The following is a 5,316-nucleotide window of genomic DNA, read 5'->3' as shown; positions in this document are numbered from 1 at the left end:
CTCGATGATGGTGCCGGCAAGCGCGTGCTGCTCGATGACGGCAGCGCGGTCGACACCGGTGACATTGGCGAGCAGCGTCGTCACATCCTTGCGCTTGCGCAGGAGGTGGCGGATCGGCCAGGCAACCTCGGAGGTGGCCAGCGCCGTCGTCGCCACCTGGTAGAGCAGCGGCTGGAAGAGGTGATGGTTGCGCTTGTCGATCATGGTGATACGCACCGGAGCGCCAGCAAGTGCACGGGTGAACTCAAGACCGCCGAAACCCGCGCCGACAACGACGACATGATGCCTGGCTTCATTCATTTCGTTCACCCCGATAGCAAGATTGCCTGTCCTGGATGTAGGTATTTTTGTGCAATGCAACAACAGACAGGCAGTGACCGAGACTCGTCGTTGCATGTCGTGAATGCACATGTTGTATCGTATCGCGAGGTATAGCGTCATCGAACACGCGATGAGGTGAGGCATGGCCAACGATCGTGACGACGATGCTCCGGCGCAGTATTCTTCGCCGCCCTGTTTCATGCACGAGCTCGATCCGGAATTCCGTGCGCCTTCGAGCGGCTGGACCGATGTGAGACGCTGGCGCAAGGCCGAACGCGAACGGCTGATCGCTGCGCGTCTCGCCGTTTCGGCCGACGCGCGAGCGGTAATGTCGCAACGCATCGCCGATGGCCTCGACGCGATCATTGGCGAGATCGCCGGGCGCATGGTCAGTCTTTACTGGCCGTTTCGCGGCGAGCCGGATTTGCGGTCTTGGATGGCGTCCATAAACGAACGCGGCGGCCGCACCGCCCTGCCCATCGTCATCGACAAGGGGCAGCCGCTGATCTTCCGCGCCTACAAAGCGGGCGACCGGCTGGAGAAAGGTGTCTGGAACATCCCGATCCCGGCCGAGGGCGATCCGGTGCTGCCGGACATCGTCATCTCGCCGATCGTCGGCATCGATCCCCAGAACTACCGCCTGGGTTATGGCGGCGGCTTCTTCGACCGCACGCTGGCAGCGATGCCGTTCAAGCCGCTGGTCATCGGCGTCGGCTACGAGCTGCAGCGCATCGCGACCATCTACCCGCAGCCGCACGATATCCCGATGGACCGGGTGGTAACGGAGGCCAGCTAGTCCAGGCTGTGCTGAGATTCAGGTCAGGCCGAGTCGAAAATGGTCGCTTCCGAGAACGGGAGCGGAGCGTACTTTTCGTACGCGAGCACCGGAAGCGCAGGGAGCTACCATTTGCAGGCCGGCATCACCTGAATATCAACGCAGCCTAGGCCATTTCCGGCTTCATGCCCATGGCGGTCCTGTCGACGATTTCGCGTAGCGCAAAGGACGAATTGATCTTGGTCACGTGCGGCATCGCCGACAGCCATTCCTTGTGGATGCGCTCATAGTCGACGAGATCCTTCGCCGCGATCCGCAGGATGTAGTCGTACTCGCCCGACATCAGGTGACAGGACAGCACGTTCGGGCAGCGTTTGATCGCCGCCTCGAAATCCGAGAGCGTCTTCTCGAACTGTCCTGACAGCGATATGTGCACGATCGCCGTCATCTGGTGGCCGAGTGCTGCATTGGAAAGCCGGGCATGATAGCCGCGGATGGTTCCGGATTTCTCCAGATTGTCGAGCCGGCGCGAACAGGCCGACTGCGACAGGCCGACCTTCTCGGCCAGTGCCGCATTGGGTATCCTGCCATCCTTCTGCAAAGCCTCGAGAATGGCGATATCAATCCTGTCGAGCCGCATTTTTCGTGAATCCTGCGAATATTCAGCTATTTCGCGCAACGATTATCGAAACCTGCCGGTTGGCGCAAGCGCATTCGCAAACACCTGCGCAAGGATTCGTGGTTCACTCCATCCATACAGGGAACGAGCCCAAAGGGCCGGATCAGGAGAAGAAAATGCGCGTCGGCTGCCCCAAGGAAATCAAGAACCACGAATACCGCGTCGGCCTCACCCCCGGCTCGGTCCGCGAATATGTCGCCCATGGCCACGAAGTGCTGGTTGAGACCGGGGCCGGTGCCGGCATCGGCGCCGATGACAACGCCTATCGCGCCGCCGGCGCCACGATTGCCAAGACGGCCGCCGAGGTGTTCGCCAGATCGGACATGATCGTCAAGGTCAAGGAGCCGCAGCCCAGCGAATGGGCGCAGCTTCGCGAAGGCCAGATCCTGTACACCTACCTTCACCTTGCTCCGGATCCGGAGCAGACCAAGGGCCTGCTTGCGTCCGGCGTGACGGCAATCGCCTACGAGACCGTGACCGACGACCGTGGCGGCCTGCCGTTGCTGGCGCCGATGTCGGAAGTTGCCGGACGCCTGTCGATCCAGGCCGGCGCCACGGCGCTACAGAAGGCCAATGGCGGCCGCGGCGTGCTGCTCGGCGGCGTGCCCGGCGTGCTGCCCGGCAAGGTCACCGTGCTCGGCGGTGGCGTCGTCGGCCTGCACGCGGCCAGGATGGCGGCCGGCTTTGGCGCCGACGTCACCATCATCGACCGCTCGATCCCGCGCCTGCGCCAGCTCGACGACCTCTTCGCCGGCCGCGTCCACACCCGTTACTCGACTGTCGAGGCGCTGGAAGAAGAGTGTTTTTCAGCCGACATCGTCGTCGGCGCGGTGCTGATCCCGGGTGCCGCGGCGCCAAAACTGGTTTCGCGCGAAATGCTGTCGGGCATGAAGAAAGGCTCGGTGCTGGTCGACGTCGCCATCGACCAGGGCGGCTGCTTCGAGACCTCGCACGCCACCACTCATGCCGAGCCGACCTATGAGGTCGACGGCGTCATCCACTATTGCGTCGCCAACATGCCTGGTGCCGTGCCGGTCACTTCGGCCCACGCGCTCAACAACGCGACGCTGCACTATGGCCTGCAGCTTGCCGACAAGGGCCTGAAGGCGCTGGTCGACGATCATCACCTGCGCAACGGCCTCAATGTCCACAAGGGCAAGATCACCAACCGGGCAGTCGCCGAGGCGCTCGGCTACGAACTGGTCGAGCCGAAAGCCGTTCTCGCCGCCTGATTTTCGCGAAAACAGCTCCTTTCAATCCAGCCCGCCGGTTCCATGCCGGCGGGTTTTTTCTTGCGAGCTGTTTTTCAGGCAAAGCATGGCGTCGAAAGATGTGACGCAACGGCACTTTGCTCATCATTGTTGCATATTTGTCATTCCCGTACCGGCCGACTCCCTGCTAGAGACATTCTGGGTTTACTCATTGGGGTACGGGCATATGTTCATTCGCACATCCGCGAAATCTTTTCTTCTTGGTGCTGTTTCTGCTGTGGCTTTGATGTCTGCTGCTCATGCAGCAGACGTCGTGCAGCCAGTGGAAGAAGCTGCCGGCTTTAACTGGAGCGGTCTGTACGTTGGTTTTGGCGTCGGTGCCGGTGCCAACGTACACGAGCTCAGCAGCGATTTTATTCCAGTCTCGCTGAACGGCATTGGTGGCGAAGGCGTCTATGGTGAGCTGACGGTCGGCTATGACTATATGGTCTCGCCCCGGTTCCTCATCGGAGGTCTGCTGGACGCTCACGTGGGCAACATCAAGACCACGCTGGACATTACGGGGTTCGACGCTTCTATCAAGGAAACCTACGGTTTCGACGCTGGCCTGCGTCTCGGCTACCTCTTGACGCCGAACACTCTGGGCTACGTGCTGGGTGGCTATTCCTGGCAGAAGTACAAGCTCGATACGAACGCTGGCTTCGACTTTGATTGGGATCAGAGCGGGTATTTTGTCGGAGGTGGCATCGAAACGGCCATCAACAGCAATTGGACGATCAAGACTGAGTATCGCTATACGGGCTTCGGGACCAAGGACGATCTTCTTTCCGAGGCTGGCATTGTCGGAGTACCGGACGGTCTCCTCAATCTTGACACCTCGCGCCATACTTTCCAGATCGCAGCCAATTACCGTTTCGGTGCCCAGAACGGCGGCGGTGCTGCCTTCGAGACGCCAGCCTACAACTGGACCGGCTTCTATATCGGTGGCGCTGGTGGCGCCGGTGCGTCCGTGCATCAGATCAACGTTCCGCCGCTCGGCGACCTGGAATTCAATGGTCTCGGTGGCGAAGGTGCCTTTGGTGAACTGAACGTCGGCTACGATCATGACTTCGGCAGCTGGGTCGCAGGCGTCATGGTCGATGCACGCTACTCCGGCATGACTTCCAAGCTGGATCTCGGCGGCGGGTCGATCAACGTCGATACCGACTATGGGTTCGATGTGCTGGGCCGCGTCGGCATGAAGATGAACGAATCGACCCTTGCCTATGCGCTTGCCGGCTACAGCTGGCAGCATTTCGATCTGAACGCTTCCGACCCGATCGGCGACATTCTCGACTGGGGTTCCAGCGGTTTCTCGGTTGGTGGCGGCCTTGAAACGGCTCTGTCCAGCAATGTCACCGTCGGTCTCGAATATCGCTATTCGCAGTTCGCCGAGAAGGACTTTTCTTCGGAATTCGGCGCACCCGACGACACCCTTACCTCGACTTCCTCTTTCCACACCGTGCGCCTCGGCGCGAAGTACAAGTTCAACTAAAAGGCCCTCCAGCCAAACAGTTGCAGCCCGTCGGCCATGCCGGCGGGCTTTTTTATTGCTCGAATCTTTCCGCGCCAAACGCAGGCAACAAAAAAGCGGAGCCAAAGCCCCGCTTCCTCGATGTCGAGATTTACCGCCGGTTCATCCGCGGTCGGCAAATCGATCGACAATAGCTTTCTATCGCGAATATGCGACGGGAGTACGACAACTGTTTCCAGCGGCTAATCTCAGCCTCAAGCGCGCTCGATGCGGCACTGGTAGCAATTGTTACGCGCCGAACGGACATGGACGTAGGCGATCTCGTCGCGTTCGAACAGCGTCTCGGCCCGTGCAGCAATTGCCGTGGTCGGGATGACGCCGCCGCTGCCATAGACGATGCGATCATCCCTGCCATAGCCGCGCACGATGTAGTCGGGGCTTTCGAGAATCTCGGGCAGCGCCTCGCTCTCGGCAGCGCGGTCGCATTCCTCGCCATGCAGGAAGATCGGCCCCGTTTCAGCATAGGGCTGAAGCTGCGGGAATGGCCGGTACGCCAGAACAAGATAGGCATCGCCGGCGGCGATGTTCTTCAAGCAATGCCGGCAAGGCATGCCGTCACCGTCGGAGATCTTTCGCTCGGGCATTTGGCCATAAGCATCGATCCCGCCGCGCTGCAGCGTCCTGACACCTTCGGTCGGCAAAGCTTTGAACTGGATGGTCATGGAAAATCTCCGGTGTGGTCTACCGGAAATTATCCCTTTGAACTCTCGCCGCCCACCCGATTCCTGCCAGATATCGAAGAGCCGGGCGCCCGTCG

7 protein-coding genes are annotated in these 5,316 nt (G+C 60.6%); 3 read left to right on the top strand and 4 right to left on the bottom strand.

Annotated elements, in window-relative coordinates; all coding sequences use genetic code 11:
* On the bottom strand, window positions 1-300 hold a 300-nt coding region (locus EOB80_RS35575), incomplete at its 3' end, for an FAD-dependent oxidoreductase (RefSeq protein WP_245466454.1).
* 163 nt (window positions 301-463) lie between these two features.
* On the opposite strand from EOB80_RS35575, the gene EOB80_RS27450 reads away from it, so the two are divergent.
* Window positions 464-1,117, top strand: coding sequence for a 5-formyltetrahydrofolate cyclo-ligase (locus EOB80_RS27450; protein WP_127330936.1), 654 nt, complete (start codon window positions 464-466; stop codon window positions 1,115-1,117).
* 145 nt (window positions 1,118-1,262) lie between these two features.
* Here the strand turns inward: EOB80_RS27450 and EOB80_RS27445 are convergent, their stop codons facing one another.
* Entirely contained in the window at window positions 1,263-1,736 is a 474-nt protein-coding gene (locus EOB80_RS27445) for an Lrp/AsnC family transcriptional regulator (RefSeq protein ID WP_127269076.1), read from the bottom strand.
* 155 nt (window positions 1,737-1,891) lie between these two features.
* Here EOB80_RS27445 and ald point away from each other — a divergent pair, with 155 nt between their 5' ends.
* Both ald and EOB80_RS27435 read left to right on the top strand, forming a co-directional pair.
* Window positions 1,892-3,007 (top strand): alanine dehydrogenase, encoded by a 1,116-nt coding sequence (gene ald / locus EOB80_RS27440; protein ID WP_127330934.1) that lies wholly within the window; start codon window positions 1,892-1,894, stop codon window positions 3,005-3,007.
* Between the two features lie 205 nt (window positions 3,008-3,212).
* Entirely contained in the window at window positions 3,213-4,520 is a 1,308-nt protein-coding gene (locus tag EOB80_RS27435) for an outer membrane beta-barrel protein (protein ID WP_127330932.1), read from the top strand.
* Here the strand turns inward: EOB80_RS27435 and EOB80_RS34650 are convergent.
* Complete coding sequence (locus EOB80_RS34650; protein ID WP_164762737.1) at window positions 4,517-4,690, bottom strand: hypothetical protein; 174 nt, start codon at window positions 4,688-4,690, stop codon at window positions 4,517-4,519. The two genes, EOB80_RS27435 and EOB80_RS34650, sit on opposite strands and share 4 nt — an antisense overlap.
* 63 nt (window positions 4,691-4,753) lie before the next feature.
* Window positions 4,754-5,221: a DUF1203 domain-containing protein gene (locus EOB80_RS27430; RefSeq protein WP_127273685.1), complete on the bottom strand. Its 468-nt coding sequence runs from the start codon at window positions 5,219-5,221 to the stop codon at window positions 4,754-4,756.
* Window positions 5,222-5,316 lie beyond the last annotated feature (95 nt).

The organism is Mesorhizobium sp. M7A.F.Ca.MR.245.00.0.0 (assembly GCF_003997415.1).
Classification (GTDB): domain Bacteria; phylum Pseudomonadota; class Alphaproteobacteria; order Rhizobiales; family Rhizobiaceae; genus Mesorhizobium.
This window is presented reverse-complemented; position numbering and strand designations above follow the sequence as displayed.

What these genes read in the sequence shown, in the direction of transcription:
- EOB80_RS27445 (WP_127269076.1), bottom strand. Translation starts at nt 1,736, where the DNA reads ATGCGGCTCGACAGGATTGATATCGCCATTCTCGAGGCTTTGCAGAAG.
- EOB80_RS27450 (WP_127330936.1), top strand. Translation starts at nt 464, where the DNA reads ATGGCCAACGATCGTGACGACGATGCTCCGGCGCAGTATTCTTCGCCG.
- ald (WP_127330934.1), top strand. Translation starts at nt 1,892, where the DNA reads ATGCGCGTCGGCTGCCCCAAGGAAATCAAGAACCACGAATACCGCGTC.
- EOB80_RS27430 (WP_127273685.1), bottom strand. Translation starts at nt 5,221, where the DNA reads ATGACCATCCAGTTCAAAGCTTTGCCGACCGAAGGTGTCAGGACGCTG.
- EOB80_RS27435 (WP_127330932.1), top strand. Translation starts at nt 3,213, where the DNA reads ATGTTCATTCGCACATCCGCGAAATCTTTTCTTCTTGGTGCTGTTTCT.